Genomic DNA, 22,087 nt, shown 5'->3' with positions numbered 1-22,087 from the left:
GTGTAAATGGTTGATAATCATTTTGATGATGTTTTGTGTCATCCACTTATTGACCCCTCCCTGTTAGCTCACTTTAATTTCTTTATACTTTTGATCTGTGCTTCGAAGGTAATGAGAACAGCTATTACGGACGAGCATCTATTATTAACTTTAAAATTTTAGTACGCATGAAAAAGAACAAGCGAAAAATCCTTTCGGGGAGTCGCAAGATTTTCTTTGCTATCTTGGCAATGTTTTTATCTTTGAGTGCATCTGCACAGCAATTTACCGCGTCCGGTCAGGTCCTGGATGCTCAAAAAGAACCACTAATTGGTGTTAGTGTACAAGAAAAAGGTACATCTAACGGGGCAATTACCGATTTGGATGGTAACTTCACATTAAACGTTAAACAAAATGCCATTTTGATATTCTCTTACGTGGGCTACAAATCACAGGAGATAAAGGCAGCCCGCCAGATGAAGATCACACTTCAAGAAGATAATGAAGTGCTCGATGAAGTAGTGGTGATCGGTTATGGTTCGGTGAAGCGGAAAGATGTGACTACCGCTATCTCTTCCGTATCTACCAAAGATTTGGATATGCGACCTATTGTGTCGGCAGGACAGGCCATTCAAGGTAAGGCAGCCGGTGTTTCGGTGATTCAGCCTAACGGTACGCCGGGAGGTGAAATGTCTATCCGCGTACGTGGTACTACCTCTATGAATGGTAGTAATGATCCGCTGTATGTGGTGGACGGAGTGCCTGTAGACAATATCAAATTCCTTTCTCCGAACGATATTGAAAGTATGCAGATTTTGAAAGATGCTTCTTCAGCATCTATTTACGGTTCGCGTGCTGCCAACGGAGTCATTCTTATTACTACGAAAGCCGGTGCTTCCGGAAATGCAAAAGTTTCTCTGACAGCCCAATTCGGATTGAACAAAGTGGCTGATAAAGTGGAGTCCTTGAATTCGGCACAATATAAAGAACTGCAGGATGAAATCGGACTGGTATCTTTGCCGGATGGATTGCCTGACCGCACCGACTGGTTTGACGAAACGTATACGACCGGAAAGACTCAGAATTATCAGGTAGCTGTATCCAATGGTAACGAGAAGATGAAATACTATCTTTCTGCAGGCTATCTGAAAGAACAGGGAGTGTTGGACATCTCTTATTACAAGCGTTACAACTTCCGTGTAAACCTTGAAAATCAGGTCCGTAAATGGTTAACGATTAGTGCCAATATCTCTTACTCAGACTATACAAGTAATGGAGGTGGAGCAATGGGAACAGGTGCGAATCGTGGTGGTGTTATTCTGGCTGTTATCAATACACCAACTTATGCACCGGTATGGGATGCTTTGAACCCAAATCAGTATTACAATAATTTCTATGGAGTCGGTAATATTACAAATCCATTGGAAAATATGGCACGTGCGAAAAATAACAAGGATAAGGAAAACCGCTTACTGGCATCGGGTAATATATTGTTGACTCCATTCCCGGAGCTGAAGTTCAAGTCTACTCTTACTCTTGACCGTCGCAATGCCGTTAATACCACTTTTCTTGATCCGATTTCTACTGCCTGGGGACGCAATCAGTATGGTGAGGGCTCGGATAATCGGAATATGAACACAGTTTTGACATTTGATAATGTGCTGACTTATAATAAAAATTTCAAGAAACATGGCTTGGAAGTAATGGCTGGTTCGTCATGGACGGATTCAGACTATTCAAATAGTTGGATCAATGGCTCTCACTATCGTAGCGACCTGATTCAGACATTGAATGCTGCCAATAAAATATCCTGGGATAATACAGGTACGGGTGCGTCTCAATGGGGGATTATGTCATTTTTCGGACGTGTAGCTTATAACTTCGATAGTAAATATCTGCTAACAGCTAATCTTCGTGCCGATGGCTCTTCTAAATTACATCCCGATCATCGTTGGGGCGTATTTCCCTCATTTTCTGCTGCCTGGCGTATTTCTTCGGAGAAGTTCATGGAGAACCTGACATGGATTGACGATTTAAAGTTGCGCGGTGGCTGGGGACAAACAGGTAACCAGTCGGGTATTGGTGACTATGCATATTTGCAGCGTTACAATATTGGTCGTATCGAATGGTTCAAGAAAGGCGGTGAAGGTGATTCGACTGATTACGCAAATGCTGTTCCTACCATTAGTCAGGCAAATTTACGTACATCTGATTTGACATGGGAAACCACGACACAGACCAATATAGGTCTGGATCTGACCATATTGAATGGACGGTTGACGTTTAATGCAGACTATTATTATAAGAAGACCAAAAACATGTTGATGAATGTATCATTACCTGCTGGTGCCGCGGCAGCTACGTCTATTGCCCGTAACGAGGGTGAAATGGTAAATAAGGGTTTTGAGCTTTCTATTAGTTCGAAGAATCTTCGTGGAGGAGCATTTACATGGGATACAGACTTCAATATTTCTTTTAACCGGAATAAATTGACAAAACTGGAATTACAGAAAGTTTATTACGATGCTAAAACAGCAGATGTGGTGAATGATTATGTGGTACGTAATGAACCGGGACGTGCTTTAGGAGGTTTCTACGGTTATATAAGTGATGGGGTAGACCCTGAAACTGGTGAATTGATGTATCGTGATTTGAATAATGATGGCAAAATATCATCTTCTGACCGTACTTATATCGGTGATCCGAATCCAGACTTCACTTATGGTATGACTAATACGTTTTCATGGAAAGGCTTTAATTTAAGTATCTTTATCCAAGGTTCTTATGGTAACGATATTTATAACGCTTCGCGTATTGAAACGGAAGGAATGTATGATGGCAAAAATCAGTCAACCCGTGTCTTGAACCGATGGAAGATTCCGGGTCAAATTACAGACATGCCTAAGGCTAATTTCAAATTACTCAATTCTACCTATTTTGTAGAAGATGGTAGTTATCTAAGATTAAAGGATGTTTCCTTGTCATACAACTTTAAAGGTAAACTGTTGAAGAAATGGGGAATTACCCGCCTACAACCTTACTTCACGGCTACTAACCTGCTGACATGGACCAGCTATTCGGGAATGGACCCGGAAGTAAACCAATGGGGAAACAGCGGTACGGTACAAGGTATCGATTGGGGTACTTACCCCCATTGCAGATCATACGTGTTTGGTATTAATGTTGAATTCTAATGAAAGGAAAGATTATGAAACTAAGAACTATATTTTATGGATTAACCTCTGGTTTGCTATTGGGGCTTTCTTCCTGTTCGCTGAATTATGAGCCATTAGACACCTATTCGGATGTGACGGAAGGAGTGACAAGTGATGGTACGAAAATTGTATTCAAGGATAAAGCGGCAGTTGAAAGCCATTTGACAACGCTTTATAATCAAATGCGTGACCGTCAGGAACACTGGTATGTGGATTTACTTCTTATTGCAGAATCACATGCCGACAATGCCTATGCAGGAACTACAGGAGCAGAAGTTGTTCCGTTTGAGAATAACTCTATTGAAGGTTCAAACTCTGTATTGGAACGGGACTGGAACCGGTATATGGAAGACGTTGCCCGCGCTAATATCTTGATTTGTAATATTGACGCAGTGACAGATAATTCGTTGACTACTGCCGAACGTGCTCAATACAAGGCAGAAGCAAAGATATTCCGTGCCATGATAATGTTCGACATGGTACGTCTGTGGGGGGATTTTCCAGTGATTACCACCGTAGCAGAAGATATTACCTCTGATAATATTGAGGATGTATATCCGCAATATTTCCCAGAACAGAATACGGAACTTGAAGCTTATCAGCAGATTGAAAGAGATTTATTGGACGCTGTGCAGTATGCTCCGGATAACACACCGGGGAATAAAACTTTGTTTACCAAATCTGTAGCCCGTACCTTATTGGCTAAGATTTACGCCGAGAAACCTTTACGTGATTATACGAAAGTTATCCAATATTGTGATGAGGTGAAAGCTGACGGTTTTGATCTGGTGGATGATTTCAGTGATTTGTTTGGGATGAATGCTGCGGGAACAGATGCGAAGATGCGTAATACGAAAGAATCGATTCTTGAAGCACAATTTACTCCCGGAGCAGGTAACTGGTGCACATGGATGTTCGGTCGTGATTTGGTAAATTGGAATAACAATTTCACATGGGCGAAATGGGTGACTCCATCACGTGACTTGATTAGTACTTTCAAACAGGAAGGGGATGAAGTTCGTTTCAAAGAATCTGTTGTTTATTATGATTGTGGTTGGAGCAACTATTATCCGTCTGATAATTATCCGTTCATGTATAAATGCCGTTCGGCGAATAGCAGCATCATTAAATATCGCTATGCCGATGTACTGTTGCTGAAAGCAGAAGCCCTGATCATGCAGGATACACCTGATTTGGAAGGAGCAGCCGATATTATAGATGAAGTTCGCGATCGTGCCAAATTGGGAGCACTTTCTTCTTCTACCCGTTCAAATAAAGATGCATTGCTGAATGCTTTGCTTAAAGAACGCCGGTTGGAACTGGCTTTTGAGGGACAACGCTGGTTCGATTTAGTCCGTCTGGACAAGGTAGAAGAGGTGATGAATGCTGTGCATGCGAAAGATTCAGGACGCAAAGCGCAAGTTTACACTTATGATAAGAATTCCTACCGTTTGCCTATTCCACAATCGGTAATCGACGCGAATGATAAGATTCATCAGAATCCGGGTTATTAATTCAACTAAAAAACATAGAAAACTTAAGATTATGATAGACATGAGAAATATAGCATTGACTTTTTTAGGATGTTTCACCATATTAGCTGCATGCAGCAACAGTGACGATGCGGAAAAACCTGTGGCACCCATTCCCACCGGAGATGTGACTATTTATTCCACCACCAATAGTCTGACTCGCGATTTGACTCGTGATGCCGTTAATTTCAGTTTGAAAGATAACTTGGCGCCTACTTCCATTACATTGAACCCGACTGAACAATATCAGACAATGGACGGCTTTGGCGTAGCTATCACAGGTGCTACCTGTTTTAATCTTCTGCAAATGAAACCGGAAGACCGCCATGCTTTCCTGACGGAAACGTTCTCTGATGACAAAGGCTTCGGATTTAGCTATATCCGTATCTCTATTGGTTGCTCGGACTTCTCATTGAGTGAATATACTTGTTGTGATAAGAAAGGTATTGAAAATTTTGCTCTACAGAGTGAAGAAAAAGAGTATATTCTGCCTATTCTGAAAGAGATTCTGGACATCAATCCTTCTATAAAAATTATTGCCGCACCTTGGACATGTCCAACATGGATGAAGGTGAAAAGCCTCACAGACCTTACTCCATTTGAGTCATGGACAAACGGTCAGCTCAATCCTGCCTATTATCAGGATTATGCCACTTATTTTGTAAAATGGGTGCAAGCCTTCAACGCTGAGGGTATTGATATCTATGCCGTAACTCCACAGAACGAACCGTTGAATCGTGGTAATTCCGCTTCACTTTATATGAGTTGGGAAGAACAGAGAGACTTCGTAAAAACAGCACTTGGTCCTAAATTCAAAACAGCCGGATTAGCTACGAAGATTTATGCATACGATCATAATTATGATTATAGCGATATTGAAACAGAAAAGAACTACCCCGGTAAGATGTATGAAGACCCGGCTGCTTCCCAATATCTGGCCGGAGCTGCTTATCACAACTATGGCGGCAACCGCGAAGAACTTTTGAATATGCACAAAGCTTATCCTGAAAAAGAACTTCTTTTCACGGAGACTTCTATCGGAACCTGGAACAGCGGACGCGACTTGTCGAAACGATTGCTGGAAGATATGAAGGAAGTTGCATTGGGTACAATCAATAACTGGTGTAAAGGTGTTATCGTATGGAACCTGATGCTTGATAATGACCGTGCTCCTAACCGTGAAGGCGGTTGCCAGACTTGCTACGGAGCAGTGGATATCAGTAATAGCGACTATAAGACAATTATCCGTAACTCACATTATTATATCATCGCTCATCTTTCAAGTGTAGTGAAACCAGGAGCCCTACGTATCGGTGCCACAGGTTATGCCGACAGCAATATCATGTATTCTGCTTTCGAGAATCCGGACGGAACATACGCTTTTGTCCTGATGAATAACAATGAAAAGACCAAGAGAATAACCTTTAGTGACGGCAAGCGCCATTTTGCTTATGATGTTCCTGGCAAATCTGTGACTTCCTATCGTTGGGCAAAGTCGGAATAAGAACCTTAAAACGATCAAAACAATGAAAAAAAATATTTATATCATATTAGCTATGGCAGGAATATTATCCATGAATTCCTGCAGTGATGACGAATTCTTGCCCGGTAGTCCGAGTATGGAAATCAAAGCGGAGAATGCAGATGCTCTTTTTGGTGACAGTCTTCCGTTTACGATTAAAGCTTCGGACGTGGATGTACCTCTTTCTACCTTGAAAGCACAGCTTTTTTATGGAGAAGAACAAGTGTCCGAAACGGTCATCCGTACAAAGACAAGCGGAAACGATTATACTGGTAAAATCTTCATTCCTTATTATGCTAATATTCCTAATGGAAAGGCAACCTTGAAATATATTCTTCAGAATATTCACTTTACTACAACAGAAATGACGAAAGAGCTCGCTCTGGCACGACCGGACTTTCCCTATCTGACATTAGTGGATGAAGAGGGAAAAGAGTACCGGATGGAACGGCAATCCATGTACCAGTATAGCGTGACAGGAGATTTTTCTCAAAAGATGAAGGCATATATCAAAACTCCGAAAGTGGGAGAGAATGGCAACGAATTGACTTTCGGTTGGGACAATGGGACGATTGAAACCGGTTCAACTAACTCTATCTCTTTTTCTAATACGGAACCGGGGAGCTATGCTATTAAATTTAATACGTTGACTTATGAAGCAGAGCCATTTGCTAAATTGAAGGTGAACGGTGAAGACATGGAGCTGGTAGAGAATGATATTTATGCAATCAAACTCGCTTTGAAGAAGAATGATATTCTAACGTTTGAAGGGGTACCTGATTATGATAATTGGTGGATAGATCAGGATTATTTTGAGAAGCAGGAAGATGGAACATTGAAATTCCTTCCGATTGATGGAAGTTACCAAATAACGGCAAATGGTAAACTGAAATATTTCTCTGTCATTGCTTTGAAGAATGGTGAGGCTGCCAAGTTGCAGGAAGATGGAACAGGTGCTATCTGGGCTATTGGAACAGGAATCGGCAAGCCATCGGTTGCACTTTCTGAAGTAGGATGGACTCCGGAAAACGGTCTGTGCATGCCGCAGCTTACTGCGAAAAAGTATCAACTGACATTCATAGCCGGAGTAACAATGAAAGTGGATGATATCAACTTTAAATTCTTCTATATCAATAAATGGGACAATGGCGAGTTTAAAGGAGATGCTATTTCTACAACGAGCGAATTGGTTAAAATCTCTTCAGACGGTAACCTGGGACTGCAAGAAGGACAGAAGTTCGAAAGAGGAGGCATTTACAGATTTACAGTTGATGTAACAAAAGGCAATACCAAGGCTGTGTTGACAGTGGAGAAAGTAGGGAAGGTAGATTTACCCGCACCGGATATCTTCTTTGGTAATAGTAAGATGGAGGTGACAGATACTGATATATATAAGTCGGATCAGGTGTTTACACGTGGTCAAATGATAACTGTCACTGGCATTGATAATTTGAATGAGTGGTGGATTGATCCTGACTTCTTTGAGAAACAAAGTGATGGGACATTGAAGTTTCTTCCTATTAATGGAGATTATCGGGTGACAGCTAATGGTATCTTGAAATATTTCTCTGTAATAGCTTTGAAAGATGGTAAACCGGCCAAATTACAAGATGACGGAACAGGTGCAATTTGGGCTATCGGGAAAGGAATCGGTAAACCTTCTGTTACATCTTCCGAAGTGGGCTGGGAGACAGGTAAGGCTCTCTGTCTGGCACAAGTTGCTCCTAAAAAGTATCAGCTAACCTTGAAAGCCGGGGAAACACTGAAGACTAGTGGTGACTGGGAGGCGATTAGTTTTAAGTTCTTCTATCAAAATGATTGGGGAGGAGAATTCAGTAATTATGCAAGTAATACTTTAGTGGAACAGCTTAAACTTACAGGCTCCGGAAACTTGGAAATGCAGGATAATAAAGCATTTGAAGAAGGAGGTGTTTATCGATTTACCATTGATGTCACGAATGGTAATGCTAATGCTATTCTGAAGGTTGAGAAAATAAATTGATCTGAAGATTGATATCGGATTTTTATTGAAACTATCCTGAAAGGGTGTAATAGTACCCTTTCAGGATTCATCTTAGACTGAATAACGTAAAAAACATTAATAAACTCATCCGCAACTAGGAAATATTCCCCATTTGAGAGTCTATATAAATAAAGTATGAACTTATTTCTTATATCATAAATGAACATGAAATTCAAAGCAATGTTACTTGGCTTGTCTGTGATAACTGCGCTGCCTGCCTTTGCGCAGAAGCCGGTGTATCTGGATACTGGTAAGCCTATTGAAGAGAGAGTGAAAGATGCATTGAACCGGATGACCCTTGAAGAAAAGGTGAAGATGATTCATGCACAGTCTAAATTTAGTTCGGCAGGCGTTCCCCGCCTCGGAATTCCCGAAGTATGGGCTACCGACGGTCCTCACGGTATCCGTCCGGAAGTGTTGTGGGATGAATGGGATCAGGCTGGATGGACAAACGATTCCTGTATTGCCTATCCGGCACTGACGTGTCTTTCTGCTACATGGAATCCCGAAATGTCGCATCTTTATGGAAAAAGTATCGGTGAAGAGGCACGTTACCGCAAGAAAGACATCTTGTTGGGTCCCGGTGTGAATATCTACCGTACTCCCTTGAACGGACGTAACTTCGAGTATATGGGAGAAGACCCGTATCTGTCCGCCACTATGGTGGTGCCTTACATCAAAGGTGTACAAGAGAACGGGGTAGCTGCCTGTGTGAAGCATTATGCCTTGAACAATCAGGAGTTCAACCGTCATACCACCAATGTGCAATTGAGTGATCGTGCTCTTTATGAAATATACCTGCCTGCTTTTAAAGCGGCTGTCCAGGAAGGTGGAACATGGTCGATTATGGGCTCTTATAATCTCTATCAGGGAGAGCACGCCTGTCACAACAAGCGCCTGCTTCGAGATATTCTTCGCGATGAATGGGGCTTTGATGGCGTCGTAGTGTCCGACTGGGGAGGTGTGCACAACACCGAACAGGCTATTCATAACGGCATGGACTTGGAGTTTGGTTCTTGGACGAACGGACTGTCTGCCGGAACGAGAAATGCGTATGATAATTATTACCTTGCTTTTCCTTACCTGAAACTGATAAAAGAGGGTAAAGTAGGAACAAAGGAACTGGACGAAAAGGTTAGCAATGTCCTTCGTCTGATTTTCCGTACTTCAATGGACCCGCACAAACCATTCGGCTCTTTAGGTTCTCCCGAGCACGGGCAGGCCGGACGTGAGATAGCTGAAGAAGGAATTGTGCTGTTGCAGAACAACGGTAACGTATTGCCTATCGATTTGAATAAAGCGAAGAAAATCGCAGTGGTCGGTGAAAATGCGATAAAGATGATGACTGTGGGCGGTGGTAGTTCTTCTTTGAAAGTGAAATATGAGATTTCTCCATTGGATGGACTGAAAAGCCGTGTGGGTTCAAAAGCGGAAGTGGTGTATGCCCGTGGATATGTCGGCGATCCGACAGGAGAGTATAACGGTGTGAAAACCGGTCAGGACTTGAAAGACAACCGTTCGGAAGATGAACTGCTCGCTGAGGCTTTGCAAGTGGCTAAAGATGCCGACTATGTTATCTTCTTCGGTGGCTTGAACAAGAGTAATCATCAGGATTGTGAAGATTCGGACCGTGCTTCTTTAGGTTTGCCTTACGCGCAGGATAGAGTGATAAGCGAACTGGCAAAGGTGAATAAAAACCTGATTGTTGTCAATATCTCCGGCAATGCAGTGGCTATGCCTTGGGTGAATGAAGTGCCTGCTATTGTTCAGGGTTGGTTCTTGGGTTCGGAAGCCGGAACAGCTCTTGCTTCTGTATTGGTGGGAGACGCTAACCCTTCAGGGAAACTTCCTTTCACCTTCCCTGCAAAACTGGAAGATGTAGGTGCTCATAAACTGGGCGAATATCCCGGTAATAAAGAAGAGCTGGCACAGTCTAAACATAGAGGGGACACCATTAATGAAATCTATCGGGAAGATATTTTCGTAGGTTATCGCTGGGCGGATAAAGAGAAAATCAAACCGCTGTTCCCGTTCGGACACGGATTGAGCTACACTACTTTCGCCTATGGAAAACCCTCGGCCGACAAGAAGACAATGACAGCAGATGATACCATCTCTTTCACGGTCAATGTGAAGAATACAGGCACTCGTGAAGGTCAGGAAGTTGTTCAGCTTTATATCAGTGATAAGAAATCCTCTCTCCCTCGTCCGGTAAAAGAGTTGAAAGGTTTCCAAAAAGTGAAACTGGCTCCGGGCGAAGAGAAAGCGGTAACGCTGACGATTGATAAGAAAGCATTGAGCTTCTTCGATGATGCCAAGCACGAATGGGTGGCCGAACCGGGCAAATTTGAGGCAATCATCGGTAGTTCATCCAGAGATATTAAAGGTATTGTACCATTTGAGTTGAAATAGGTAGATGTTTGGTTAGAGATCTTTTTTTAGGAGATGAAGGCGGTTCCGGGTACAGGAGCCGCCTTCTTTGTTTATAGTCGGGATAGAACTTACTACCATTCACCCTTAATTTGTATTATCTTCCCATATAGGAAAAAGTAGCTTTAAGTTTGATGAGAAAAGGATAAAATCCAATTTGTCCACAAACTGTGGACGATTTGCCAGTTCCGTACAGAATCGAATAATTTTTCCCACTGGATATTTATTTCCCACCTTTTCAACTCCCCTTTCACCTTTTCTCTGTTTCCTCGATGAATAAGGAGTTTACGGGTGAAGGGCAACAACTTCACTATCTCTTCACCAGGTAAGCGTCTCCGCGATTCTATCTTGTCGCCCTTTTTTCATTCTTATATTTTTGCTATGTATAAAAATGAAGCATTATGGATTTAGCAGAAAATCGATTTGGAAAAACTTGGAAACATTTCCTTGAAGTATTGAAAGTAGACTACAATTGTTCTTTAGCCGATGTTTGCCGCGATCAGCATACCACTTTTGGTGGTATGAGTTCCTGGATGTCCAGACGGGGCTATAGCGTTAAACAAGCCAAGGCAGATGTGGTCCGTGATTATTATGGCGGCGTTGAACCCTCCCAACCGACAACTTCCTCTCCTTCATTCACTCAAATAGCACCCGCCATGTTGTCGGAAGAAGAGTTTAGTCTTGCCGGGATCACAATCACCTTTAACAGTGGAACCACCATTTCGGTCAAACGGGCCACACCCGGTGGTGTTATTAAAATGTTGCGCGATTACGAAAGAACGGAGGGAGATCCATGTATTCTCTAACATCAGCCAATCGATACTATCTGTACCAGGGCTTTGTTCGTATGAACCTTGGCATTGACGGTTTATTCAAAATTATACGATCGGAAATGAAGGACTTGTCTCCCGTTTCCGGAGATATCTTTTTATTCTTTGGTAAAAACCGACAAAGTGTAAAAATACTGCGTTGGGATGGCGATGGCTTTCTTCTGTACTACAAGCGCCTCGAAGGTGGAAGTTTTGAGTTACCGACATTTAACCCCAATACAGGTAATTACGAGATTTCTTATCAGGTTTTGTCTTTTATCTTAAATGGAGTGTCATTAAAGTCTGTACGGTTGAGAAAGCGTTTTAGGATCTAATTCAACATTCTGATTATTAGATATTTGCGCTAAAGATATCATCCGGTTTATTTGGCCAATTCGTTGATTTTTTATATCTTTATGCCATGAAAAAGGATGAGATCATAGAGTTATTGAAGGAACAAATCAAGGGATTACGAGATGACAACAACAGACTCTTGGACCAAATAGATGCTTTGATAAAGGAGGTTTCTTCCCTTAAAGAGGCACTCCTTCAAAAAGGCGAATCTCTTAGCAAGCAACAGCGCCTTACTAAGGGACTCGCCAAACTTGTATCCAACACATCCGAACAGCAACAGGCTCCCCAATCTGCCATATCCGAAGAGGAGCGGCAGAAGATAGAAGCGGAAAAAGCAGATAAGCGTAAAGCAAGAAAGAACAATGGGGCCAAACGTGACATGCATTATGAGATGGAGGAAGAAGAACATGTCGTTTATCCCGATGATCCCGATTTTGACATCAATAAGGCCCGGTTGTTTACCACTGTTCCCAGAATATGCGTCCGCTATGAATGTGTACCCATGCGCTTCATCAAGCATGTCTACAAGATACACACCTATACGCAAGAAGGTCGCCTGTTTGAGGGAAAAACACCGGCTTCGGCCTTCTTGAATTCCAGCTATGACGGTTCATTTATTGCCGGATTGATGGAATTACGTTATATACAATCGCTACCTGTTGAAAGAATCATCAACTACTTCGAGAGTCATGGCTTTACGCTGAAGAAACCTACGGCTCATAAGTTGATAGAGAAAGCCTCAAACCTCTTCGAAAATCTTTATAAGTGCATCCGGCAGACAGCTTTGAGTGATCCTTATAAGGCAGCCGATGAAACCTATTACAAAATACTCGTCCCAGAAAAGAACAGCAAGGGAAAAGGAGTCAGGAAGGGATACCTTTGGGTGGTTGTCGGCATAAACACCAGGATGATATACTTGCTCTATGATGACGGCTCCCGGTCTGAAAGAGTTATTCTTAACGAATTAGGCAGTTGCAAAGGTATCATACAAAGCGATGGTTACTCACCTTACCGGAAGCTCGAAAGCGATGCTTATCCCAATATCACACGCATCCCGTGCTTGCAACATATAAAACGGAAATTTATAGATTGCGGTGAGAAGGAGCCGGATGCAAAAAGAATCGTGGAGCTGATAAACGCACTTTATCAAAACGAGCATAAGCATAAAGTTGGGGTTGAGGGATGGACGGTAGAACAGAATCTTATGCATCGAAAAAAGTATGCGCCGGACATACTCGGAGAAATAAAAGATGTGCTTGATGAAATAGAAGAACGGGGGGATTTATTACCTAAGAGCGAACTGCAGGAAGCCATTACCTATCTTCGCAATGAGTGGAATGCAGTGGTGGACATCTTTAATTATGGTGACACTTATCTGGACAACAATATGGTTGAACGGATGAACCGGTACATATCCTTATCTAGAAAAAACTCATTGTTCTTCGGCAGCCATAAGGGGGCCGAACGAGGCGCCATACTCTATACGATAGCACTCACTTGTAGGATGCATAAAGTGAATCTATTTGAGTATCTCACGGATGTGATAAACAGAACAGCCGAATGGCAACCGAACACACCAATTGAAAAATACAGGGAACTGCTTCCTGACAGATGGGAAAAGGCTAATGACTAAAAAGGGATCATTAGCCTTTTTATTTTAATACACTATATAGAATCGCGGAGACGCTTACTTCACCAGTAGCGATTAGTTTCAAGAATTGTTTCAAGGCTTGAAACAATCCGTTTCTCGGTGTGAAACACTTCGTTTCCCTGCTTGAAACACTTTGTTTCAAGGCTTGAAACTAATTGCGAAATAGCTTTATTAATCTTGCTCAATGGTGTACGAGTTTGAGGCAGTCATCGGTAGTGCATCCAGAGATGTGAAAGGTACTGTGCCGTTGTTTTAAGTATTAATATTTGAGTTATAGGCTATTAATACTTTGTATCTAGGTTATTAATACTTGAGTTGTTGGATATATATACCCAAGACGTAGGATATATATATCCAACGTGCAGGATATATATGCCCAATACATTGGATATATATACCCAACAAATTGGATGTATACACTCATTTATATGATGTAAGCATCTCCACAGTGCTATCTTGTCATTTATCCCTCGGCTTTTTATCTTTGTGAAGGAGGTGAAAGATGGTTCTTTCTGTATTTTACATCCTCTTTCACCATAAGATTTTGATTTATAGTCATTCAGCTAAAGGTGAAACCGGTGAACCTTCAAAATGAATCTTATAGTTGCAAGTAGGCTTTAGAAAGTTCTGTCTTAAGCTTATTGCTGTAAACTTCAATTAATACTGATTTTCTTTTCTCTTTTCTGATTTTATATTCTATCTTTGCAATGCTCTTTATCAAAATCCACAGCAGGGAAACTGCTGTATCTAGTGTGGCAAGCTTTTTTTATGCTTGTCCCATTTTCCTATATGGCGGTTTCGCACCCCCATGTAGGATGTTAATGCACCTACTGCCTGTTGTGGATGGTGAAGAGCAATGGGACAGGCGGAACCGCTTCTTTTATTCCTTAAAACTACCTTTCTGTATCGCCCCATTAAACTTAATTTATTCACCATTTAATTAAAATTCTTATGGAAGAAGTTTTAAGCAATCAGCAGGCCCGTCCGGGGGACGCGACGCAACTCATGCACGTTATCTTTTCATCCGATGATGAAATGATGGCTTTTTATCTGACTCTCAATCGTTTTATGAATCCTGAAAGCTATCTGGTGGAACGAACAGACCGAAAGAGACTGGAGGATTTAGCTAATACGCTTTATAGTAATGTGGCGGCCTTTGAAGCCATCCGTACTTATAAGTCGATAAGTGTGAAAGAGGTGATTAGAGGATTCGGCGCGCACATGATGAATACGCAAATCTCCAATACCAATCGTTTCCAGAGTGCTGATGCAGTGGGAACGTTAATGAATTGTATACTGAATACCACTAAAAACAGTTGGCAATTTAAAAAAATGGATCGGAATAACAATATACATCTTCAGAATGTACGATACTTATTGAATCGGTTGGATGCGGCAGAATCTAATGAAGAGAAGAATCGTGAAGAAGTAGCGGTATAAACAGCTTTATAGAGCTCATTTAGTGATTATGGTTTAGTTGAGAGTATGATACGGGATTATAGTATTATGATGTATGATGCTATCGCTAAACCTTAATCACCTTTTAAGAAGATAAAGGTGGTTTCATTTTTCAATATACCTATTGTGTGAACTGTCTTGGTAGGGAAGTAACTTGTTTCTATGCTACTATCTTACAAAAAAAAGAGTACTTTTGTGAATCAATAATATATGGTATGAAAATAGATAATCTTGAAGATATAAAAAACCTGATTGTTCAGACTGAAAATGAACAACTGGAATTTAAAGAAACCACCGGACAGTTGGAGCGAGGAATGGAAACACTTTGCGCTTTCCTTAATGGAGAAGGTGGAACGGTTTTATTCGGTGTTACTGACAAAGGGAAAATAATCGGACAAGAAGTTGCTGATGTAACTAAAAGGTGTATTGCGGAAGCTATTAACAGATTGGAACCAACAGCCACAGTGCAAGTTTCTTATATACCTGTTTCAGATAGCAATAAAAAGATAATAGCCCTTTATGTCGATGATTCAAGGTTAAATCGTCCGTTTTGCTATAAAGGTCGTCCTTATTATCGTGTAGAAAGCGTGACGTCAATTATGCCGCAAGCGGTGTACAACCGATTGCTGATGCTTCGTGACGAAGCGAAATACCGTTGGGAATTGTTTGAAAACACCAAACTCTCTATACAGGATATGGATGAGAATGAGATTTTAAAAACGGTGAGGCTTGGAATAGAATGTGGTCGTCTACCAGAGAACACGGGGAACAATGTTGCCGTTATTTTAGAGAGATTCGGGTTGCTGGCAAATGGTGTATTAAACAATGCCGCAGCCATACTGTTTGCTAATCGGGAACTGATAGAATATCCACAATGCCTCTTGAGATTGGCACGTTTCAAAGGAACGGATAAAATGATCTTTATGGATAATCAGCGCGTGCAAGGTAATCTGTTCAAATTGCTTGATGCAGCAATGGCCTTTATATTTAAGCATCTTTCTCTGTCGGGTACAACCGAAGGGTTGGAACGAGAAGAGCATTTGACGATTCCTTATAAAGCTATACGGGAAGGGGTTGTCAATTCGCTTTGTCATAGACAACTTCGAACTCCTGGCGGCTCTGTAGGAATAGCTATCTATGATGATCGTGTGGAAATCGAAAATCCGGGTACATTCCCTCGTGATTGGGATATGGAAAAGATGAAATCCGAACATTGTTCAGAACCACAGAATCCTTTAATTGCCAATGTGCTTTACAGACGTAAATTATTAGAGAGTTGGGGGCGTGGTATAAGTTTAATGACGAAAGAATGTCAAAAAGCAAACTTGCCAGAACCGGAATTTGAGTTATCTAATGGTTTTGTGAAACTTATTTTCCGATATGGGGAGGATAACCGCATAAGTACCGTACAAGTACCACATAAGTACCACATAAGTACCATACAAGTTCAGACTCTATTAAATGTTATTGAGTATAGCACATATTCCGTTAAGGAAATGATGGAACTTTTAGGCTTGAAAAATCGTAGTTACTTTTCAAAAGAATACTTAAGACCCGCTATTGAAATAGGAGTGCTAGAACCTATTTTCCCGGAGCAACTGAGAAGTCCAAAGCAGAAGTATCGCCTGACTGAAAAAGGAAAGTCTTTAATAAAGAAAGGATAACAAATGACAAGAAATGCAGTAATGGCATTACTGTGAGATATTCGGTAATTATAAAGACTTATGTAACTTTACATTCCGATAGAAAAGTGAGGTCATTGTTTGCCCAGTACCAACAGACTTTCCGGTCCCATATTGAACAACAGGTCTATGATACTCAAATTAGGCAGGAAACCCAGTTTGGACTCAAAAACCTGATAGTAAGGTTGTGGGACAAATTCTGTATCTACTTCCCTGAAATCCTTTTTCGGATGAATTACTTCCCGAAAATCGGATTCTCCGGGAGCAAACTCCATCTTATATTCGGAAGTGCGCTCAATGGTGGGGTGAATATCAATCAACTCACAGACCATCCGGCAGAGTTCTTCGTTGAAATCGATTAAAAACTCGTATTTCTTTTCATAGAAGGGGCGGAAGTCGTCCTTGTAGTACTCAAAGAAAGGAGTATTGTTGTAGGCCGATTCGATGGCGTTCCAATGTAGATGTCTCCAGTTGCCGTGGTCGGAGATGCGGATATCTTTCATCGGACACTTCAATGTGTCGGGTTTTACGGTTGGGATAGAAAGGGCTAACTCACCCGATGGGCCGGCAATGGTGCACCGGTTGCGGTAGGTTTGTTTTATATAGTGGTCGTATTGTTCTACAAATACCTTGTCATAAGCCAGTAGTTTGGTATAATATTCAACGGGAGCGAGATAGGCTGAAGATAAATAAGCGATGTTCATTTCTTTCATTTTAATTCGTTTAGGAGGCTCTGTTATTAAGGATATTATGAGATATTATGAAGGGGGTGTTTCTTTTATGATCCGGAAGATCATTTCACTGTTCTGAAGAAACGCCTCCATCGATATCCGTCAAACAACCCTGTTTCTTTTTCTTTGGAGAACCAAATAATGGAGGCTTTTCCGATGATATGGTCTTGCGGGACAAATCCGAAGAGCCGTGAATCGGAGAAGTTGACGGTATTGTTAGACCCCATCCAATAGTAATCTTTGGTGAAATAACAGTGTTGTGTGGGTTTTCCGTCCACGTAGAGAGTGTCGTTCTTTATTTCTGCCTGTTTGCCTTCGTGCATCACGAGGGTATTCCGCAGCAAGGTCATGTTCCAGGGATAGACCCGGATAAATTTCCCTTTTCCGGGGACAATCAGCGGATTTGGTTCGGCATCTTCTTTGTTTGACAAAGGTTGGACGAAACTCTCTTTCCCATTCATGGCCTGTTCTAACAGATAATATTCGTAACGGCTGAAACTGCGCACATGGGTGCTGTCATTACTTCCCATCAATCCGTCGTTGGTGATGGAAAGGGTATGCATGAGTGACGTAATCAGATTTTCTTTTGAAGCGGGATACGAATAAAGTCTTTTCTTATCCGGATTGAATCGTGCCTCCGGAGAAATAACGGAGAAAAGAGAATCGACCAATAATGTATCGCCCGGCACTCCGAGGCAACGGCTGATATAGATTTCCCGACGGTCGATGACAGGTTGCCGTATTCCGGCAGGATTATTGAATACTACGATGTCTTGCCGATGCACGGGACTCTCGCACCAGCGGTGATAAGAGAAAAGCGACATGAAAGGAACCCGCAGCCCGTAACTCCATTTGTTGACCAGGATACGTTCACCCTGAAAAATGGAATTCTCCATGCCGGTGGAAGGGATAAGGCAGGACGTGAAAGCAAATCCCCGGAGCAGAAGCACTACGGCTACTGCTCCGGCAAATGCTAGTATCCATTTGAATTTACGAATGTTCATCAACTTTTATCACCTTATCACTCTATTCTATCCGTACACTTATCAGTCTACCCACTTGAAGAGGCGGTTCCAGCGAATCTTGCCGTCGAACCATCCACGGTCTTTGTCAAGCGATAGCCATACAACAATCGGTTTGCCCACTACGTGATCTTCGGGTACAAAACCCCAATAACGGGAGTCGGCGGAGTTGTGACGGTTGTCACCCATCATCCAGTAATAATCCATTTTGAAGGTATACTCGTTGGTCTTTTCACCATTGATGTAGATACCGTCCGGTTTCACTTCCAGCTTATTGCCTTCGTAGGCTACGATGCAACGCTCATAGATAGGCAGGTTGTCTTCTGTGAGGGTAATGGTAGCTCCTTTGGCAGGAATCCAGATCGGACCGTAATTGTTGCGGTTCCATTTGGTATAAAGATTGAGCGGATACATCTGTCCGGCATAATCTTCGGGTTCCATTACTATTTTGCTGATTAGCTTTTTGTTGCCCAAAAGCGTTTCATACATCTTCTTGGTTAGCGGGAAATGATATACCGGGTTTAGTTTGCCTTGTGCATTCCGGCTGTCCAGTCCCATTTCCAGCAGTCCGCTTTCCCAGCCGGAGTCTTCTATCAGCATGGTGTCGTCCTTGCTGATACCCAGTTCACGAAGCATATCTTCGGGAATGTACGGACCAGTGGTCTGTACGAAATAGTTGAATTGCAGGTTTTCGGGGTTCTCAATCGCTTTACCGTCAATCATCACCTGTCCGTCTACAATCTGAAGGGTGTCACCGGGCAGGCCGACACAACGCTTCACATAATTCTCGCGACGGTCTACCGGACGCCAGAGGACTTCTCCGTAAGTGCGCGGGTTGTTCATTATCTGTTTACGTCCGGCAGCATAGTACAAATCATAGATGGCACGTTGCTGGGCGCGTGTCAGACTATCCATTTCAATCTGTTTGGAATAGATACGTTGTCCTTCGCCGTAAGCCAGCGTATAGAAGTCCGTTGTCTGTTGGTAGTTCACTGCTACCGTATCTCCTGCGGGGAAGTTGAAGACAACAATGTCATTCAGTTTCACTTTGCCGAAGCCCGGTACCCGTTTGTACTTCCATTGTGGCCACTCGATATATGATTTAGTATTGAAGACAGGTAGTGTATGTTGTGCCAACGGCATGGAAAGGGGAGTGTTTGGTACGCGGGGACCGTAACTCATCTTGCTCACATACAGGAAGTCGCCCACCAGCAATGATTTTTCCAATGAAGAAGAAGGAATCTGATAATTCTGGAAGATGTAGATATTGACGAAGTAGACAGCAACCAACGCAAACACGATGGCGTCTACCCAGCTCATGATACTGCGGACAGCTGGATTCTTCGACTTCTTCCAAAAAGACCAGGGAATTTTCTTTGTGATATAAATATCGAAAATGAAAGGAACAACAATCAATCCCCACCAACTCCGTACCCAGATAAGGAAGATGAGGTAAAGTAGAATAGCAGTGGCACATTTGATCCATTGTGCGCGTGTGGCTTGTCTCATAATGTTATATTTGTTTAGAACTAGCTTCTGATATTTTAGTCATTCAAGAACGGGAATAAATCACTCATACCCAAAAAACCTTCGTGTGTGGCAGTATATTCGGCTGCCAATACGGCTCCCAATACAAACCCGCCGCGGCTCTTGGCATCGTGGGTGATAGAAATGGTGTCTACATCGGACTCATAACGGATGGTATGAAGTCCGAAAACTTCACCCTCACGGATGGAACTGATAGGAAGTTCGTTAGGAGCACAATCGTTGGTTCCGCTAATGGTTCCGTCCGGCGCAAGGAAAGTTCCTTTCACCCATTTGTCTTTACGGTCTATCTTTTCCAGAATACCTTCCGCCAGTGTAATGGCTGTTCCGCTGGGGGCATCCAGCTTGTGGATATGATGTGTCTCGCTCATGGTGACATCATAAGCAGGGAACTGATTCATGATTTTAGCCAGATACTTGTTGAGAGCGGAGAAGATGCTGACTCCCAGGCTGAAGTTGGACGACCAGAAGAGTGTTTTGCCCTCTTCCGTGCAGAGCTTCTTGATTTCTTCGCCGTGCTCGGTCATCCATCCGGTACTGCCCGATACCAGTTTCACACCGGCTTTGAACGCTTTCATATAATTGCTGTAAGCTACCATCGGATTGGTAAACTCAATGGCCACATCGGCCGATTTGAATGCTTCCGATTCGAAGTCATCCTGATTATTGATGTCAATGATGCAGACGATTTCATGTCCGCGACTACGGGCAACCTTTTCTATCTCTTTGCCCATCTTTCCGTAACCGATCAGTGCTATTTTCATTGTTTTCTGACTTATATTCAAAATAATAGTCGCAAAGATAAGATTTTTATTACATTTGCAGCGCACATTAACGTCTTGTTAACATGGAACATCTTCTCCACTACGTGTGGAAACATAAATTATTTCCCCTGAAAGTACTGCAAACCACCAACGGCTTACCGGTAGAAGTGATTGACCCCGGTCTGCAAAACCCCAACGCCGGTCCCGACTTTTTCAACGCGAAACTAAAGATTGACGGCGCCTTATGGGTGGGAAACATCGAAATACATACACATTCTTCCGACTGGTTTCGCCACGGACATCATTCTGACAAAGCATACGACTCTGTGATTCTCCATGTAGTGAGTGAAGCAGATACGGAAATAACCCGTACCAACGGTGAACAGATACCGCAACTGTTACTGACTTGCCCGGAAAATGTGCGATTGCATTACCATGAACTTTGTGTAGCCGATCAGTATCCGGCTTGCCATCCCATCCTTGCCTCTCTTCCCAAACTTACCATTCATTCCTGGCTGACCGCTTTGCAAACAGAACGTTTGGAGCAGAAAGCCCGATTAATCACACAGCGTCTCGCGCTTTGTAACCGTAATTGGGAAGATGCATTCTTTATCACCCTTGCCCGTAATTTCGGTTTTGGCTTGAATGGGGATGCTTTCGAAACGTGGGCGGGATTACTGCCGTTTCGTGCGCTGGATAAGCACCGGAATGATTTGTTTCAGATAGAGGCTTTTTTCTATGGTTTGGCGGGATTGTTGGAAGAAACGTTTCTGAAAAAGGAACAGGAAGACGAGTATAGTCTCCGTCTTTGCAAGGAGTTCCGTTATTTGCAGCGGAAGTTTGAAATCGGGCAGGGGATGGACGCTACGTTATGGCGTTTTCTACGGCTTCGTCCGGAAAACTTTCCGCATATTCGCTTGGCGCAATTAGCTTATCTCTATCAGAAAGGGGATAAGTTGTTTTCACGTTTGTTGGAAGCGGAAACTCTGGCGGATGTGAGAACCTTGCTGGATGCCCGTACGTCTCCCTATTGGGAAAATCATTATTTATTCGGGCGACCGTCTTCACAAAAGGAGAAGACGATGGGAGAGCGTTCCAAGGATTTGATTATCATTAATACAGTGGTTCCTTTTCTTTATACATACGGTCTGCATAAGACAGATGAACGAATGTGTGAACGTGCCGGACGTTTTCTGGAAGAATTGAAGGCGGAGAGTAATCATATTATCCGCTCGTGGAGCGATGCCGGGCTTCCGGTTGTCAGTGCGGCGGATAGTCAGGCATTGATACAGTTGCAAAAAGAGTATTGTGATAAGCGAAAGTGTCTGTACTGTCGCTTCGGTTATGAATATCTGAAACATACATAGATT

At 42.5% G+C, this 22,087-nt stretch carries 15 protein-coding genes; 11 read left to right on the top strand and 4 right to left on the bottom strand.

The window, feature by feature from the left end:
- The first annotated feature begins 167 nt into the window (after window positions 1-167).
- The 10 genes from KSX81_RS10995 (at window position 168) to KSX81_RS10950 (ending at window position 16,637) form a co-directional block, all read left to right on the top strand.
- On the top strand, window positions 168-3,173 hold the full coding sequence (locus tag KSX81_RS10995; RefSeq protein ID WP_004298107.1) for a SusC/RagA family TonB-linked outer membrane protein: 3,006 nt from the start codon (window positions 168-170) through the stop codon (window positions 3,171-3,173).
- Entirely contained in the window at window positions 3,173-4,708 is a 1,536-nt protein-coding gene (locus tag KSX81_RS10990) for a RagB/SusD family nutrient uptake outer membrane protein (RefSeq protein ID WP_004298108.1), read from the top strand. Before KSX81_RS10995 ends, KSX81_RS10990 begins: the two co-directional genes overlap by 1 nt.
- A gap of 31 nt (window positions 4,709-4,739) precedes the next feature.
- Entirely contained in the window at window positions 4,740-6,230 is a 1,491-nt protein-coding gene (locus KSX81_RS10985; RefSeq protein WP_044919071.1) for a glycoside hydrolase family 30 protein, read from the top strand.
- 22 nt (window positions 6,231-6,252) lie between these two features.
- A complete protein-coding gene (locus KSX81_RS10980) occupies window positions 6,253-8,250 on the top strand; it encodes a DUF5125 domain-containing protein (protein WP_004322519.1) in 1,998 nt (665 codons plus the stop codon).
- A gap of 180 nt (window positions 8,251-8,430) precedes the next feature.
- Complete coding sequence (locus tag KSX81_RS10975) at window positions 8,431-10,683, top strand: glycoside hydrolase family 3 C-terminal domain-containing protein (RefSeq protein WP_004298111.1); 2,253 nt, start codon at window positions 8,431-8,433, stop codon at window positions 10,681-10,683.
- A 419-nt stretch (window positions 10,684-11,102) separates the two neighbouring features.
- Window positions 11,103-11,507 carry a hypothetical protein gene (locus KSX81_RS10970; RefSeq protein ID WP_004298116.1) on the top strand — a complete coding sequence of 135 codons (405 nt, stop codon included), beginning with the start codon at window positions 11,103-11,105 and terminating at the stop codon, window positions 11,505-11,507.
- Window positions 11,495-11,845, top strand: coding sequence for an IS66 family insertion sequence element accessory protein TnpB (tnpB, locus tag KSX81_RS10965; protein ID WP_004296723.1), 351 nt, complete (start codon window positions 11,495-11,497; stop codon window positions 11,843-11,845). The genes KSX81_RS10970 and tnpB overlap by 13 nt, the downstream gene beginning before the upstream one ends.
- 86 nt (window positions 11,846-11,931) lie before the next feature.
- Entirely contained in the window at window positions 11,932-13,497 is a 1,566-nt protein-coding gene (gene tnpC / locus KSX81_RS10960; RefSeq protein ID WP_004296722.1) for an IS66 family transposase, read from the top strand.
- A 969-nt stretch (window positions 13,498-14,466) separates the two neighbouring features.
- A complete protein-coding gene (locus tag KSX81_RS10955) occupies window positions 14,467-14,955 on the top strand; it encodes a hypothetical protein (RefSeq protein WP_004298120.1) in 489 nt (162 codons plus the stop codon).
- Between the two features lie 233 nt (window positions 14,956-15,188).
- Window positions 15,189-16,637 (top strand): ATP-binding protein, encoded by a 1,449-nt coding sequence (locus tag KSX81_RS10950; protein ID WP_004298122.1) that lies wholly within the window; start codon window positions 15,189-15,191, stop codon window positions 16,635-16,637.
- A 92-nt stretch (window positions 16,638-16,729) separates the two neighbouring features.
- Here the strand turns inward: KSX81_RS10950 and KSX81_RS10945 are convergent, their stop codons facing one another.
- The 4 genes from KSX81_RS10945 to dapB form a co-directional block, all read right to left on the bottom strand.
- Window positions 16,730-17,368 (bottom strand): WbqC family protein, encoded by a 639-nt coding sequence (locus KSX81_RS10945; protein WP_004298125.1) that lies wholly within the window; start codon window positions 17,366-17,368, stop codon window positions 16,730-16,732.
- 80 nt (window positions 17,369-17,448) lie between these two features.
- Window positions 17,449-18,390: a signal peptidase I gene (gene lepB / locus KSX81_RS10940; protein ID WP_217726085.1), complete on the bottom strand. Its 942-nt coding sequence runs from the start codon at window positions 18,388-18,390 to the stop codon at window positions 17,449-17,451.
- Window positions 18,391-18,432: 42 nt separating this feature from the next.
- Complete coding sequence (gene lepB, locus KSX81_RS10935; protein ID WP_004324267.1) at window positions 18,433-19,917, bottom strand: signal peptidase I; 1,485 nt, start codon at window positions 19,915-19,917, stop codon at window positions 18,433-18,435.
- A gap of 35 nt (window positions 19,918-19,952) precedes the next feature.
- Window positions 19,953-20,717, bottom strand: coding sequence for a 4-hydroxy-tetrahydrodipicolinate reductase (gene dapB / locus KSX81_RS10930; RefSeq protein WP_004298130.1), 765 nt, complete (start codon window positions 20,715-20,717; stop codon window positions 19,953-19,955).
- A gap of 83 nt (window positions 20,718-20,800) precedes the next feature.
- Between dapB and KSX81_RS10925 the strand changes: the two genes are divergently transcribed.
- Window positions 20,801-22,084, top strand: a complete 1,284-nt coding sequence (locus tag KSX81_RS10925) for a DUF2851 family protein (RefSeq protein WP_004298132.1) — start codon at window positions 20,801-20,803, stop codon at window positions 22,082-22,084.
- Window positions 22,085-22,087: the final 3 nt, after the last annotated feature.

The organism is Bacteroides sp. MSK.18.37 (assembly GCF_019129155.2).
Classification (GTDB): Bacteria; Bacteroidota; Bacteroidia; order Bacteroidales; family Bacteroidaceae; genus Bacteroides; species Bacteroides ovatus.
This window is presented reverse-complemented; position numbering and strand designations above follow the sequence as displayed.

Excerpts from the sequence above, each read along its gene's own strand:
- KSX81_RS10985 (WP_044919071.1), top strand. The coding sequence starts at position 4,740 with ATGATAGACATGAGAAATATAGCATTGACTTTTTTAGGATGTTTCACC.
- KSX81_RS10955 (WP_004298120.1), top strand. The coding sequence starts at position 14,467 with ATGGAAGAAGTTTTAAGCAATCAGCAGGCCCGTCCGGGGGACGCGACG.
- KSX81_RS10925 (WP_004298132.1), top strand. The coding sequence starts at position 20,801 with ATGGAACATCTTCTCCACTACGTGTGGAAACATAAATTATTTCCCCTG.
- lepB (WP_004324267.1), bottom strand. The coding sequence starts at position 19,917 with ATGAGACAAGCCACACGCGCACAATGGATCAAATGTGCCACTGCTATT.
- tnpC (WP_004296722.1), top strand. The coding sequence starts at position 11,932 with ATGAAAAAGGATGAGATCATAGAGTTATTGAAGGAACAAATCAAGGGA.
- KSX81_RS10950 (WP_004298122.1), top strand. The coding sequence starts at position 15,189 with ATGAAAATAGATAATCTTGAAGATATAAAAAACCTGATTGTTCAGACT.
- KSX81_RS10970 (WP_004298116.1), top strand. The coding sequence starts at position 11,103 with ATGGATTTAGCAGAAAATCGATTTGGAAAAACTTGGAAACATTTCCTT.
- lepB (WP_217726085.1), bottom strand. The coding sequence starts at position 18,390 with ATGAACATTCGTAAATTCAAATGGATACTAGCATTTGCCGGAGCAGTA.
- KSX81_RS10990 (WP_004298108.1), top strand. The coding sequence starts at position 3,173 with ATGAAAGGAAAGATTATGAAACTAAGAACTATATTTTATGGATTAACC.
- KSX81_RS10995 (WP_004298107.1), top strand. The coding sequence starts at position 168 with ATGAAAAAGAACAAGCGAAAAATCCTTTCGGGGAGTCGCAAGATTTTC.
- KSX81_RS10975 (WP_004298111.1), top strand. The coding sequence starts at position 8,431 with ATGAACATGAAATTCAAAGCAATGTTACTTGGCTTGTCTGTGATAACT.
- KSX81_RS10980 (WP_004322519.1), top strand. The coding sequence starts at position 6,253 with ATGAAAAAAAATATTTATATCATATTAGCTATGGCAGGAATATTATCC.
- KSX81_RS10945 (WP_004298125.1), bottom strand. The coding sequence starts at position 17,368 with ATGAAAGAAATGAACATCGCTTATTTATCTTCAGCCTATCTCGCTCCC.
- tnpB (WP_004296723.1), top strand. The coding sequence starts at position 11,495 with ATGTATTCTCTAACATCAGCCAATCGATACTATCTGTACCAGGGCTTT.
- dapB (WP_004298130.1), bottom strand. The coding sequence starts at position 20,717 with ATGAAAATAGCACTGATCGGTTACGGAAAGATGGGCAAAGAGATAGAA.